This window comes from Acetobacterium wieringae (assembly GCF_026646375.1).
In the GTDB taxonomy this organism is placed as follows: domain Bacteria; phylum Bacillota; class Clostridia; order Eubacteriales; family Eubacteriaceae; genus Acetobacterium; species Acetobacterium wieringae_A.
Window position 1 is genome coordinate 1 of record NZ_JAIPPU010000064.1, and the last position, 338, is coordinate 338.

The 338-nt window shown below is 51.8% G+C and carries 1 rRNA gene; it reads left to right on the plus strand.

From position 1 onward, the window contains the following. Window positions 1-338: ribosomal RNA gene (locus Q7P33_RS17960) — 16S ribosomal RNA — on the plus strand; the annotation flags it as partial.

Genomic DNA, 338 nt, shown 5'->3' on the forward strand with positions numbered 1-338 from the left:
TGTCGTCAGCTCGTGTCGTGAGATGTTGGGTTAAGTCCCGCAACGAGCGCAACCCTTGTCTTTAGTTGCCAGCATTAAGTTGGGCACTCTAGAGAGACTGCCAGGGATAACCTGGAGGAAGGTGGGGATGACGTCAAATCATCATGCCCCTTATGCTTAGGGCTACACACGTGCTACAATGGGTGGTACAGAGGGCTGCTAAACCGCAAGGTCATGCCAATCCCTTAAAGCCATTCTCAGTTCGGATTGTGGGCTGAAACTCGCCCACATGAAGCTGGAGTTACTAGTAATCGCAGATCAGAATGCTGCGGTGAATGCGTTCCCGGGTCTTGTACACA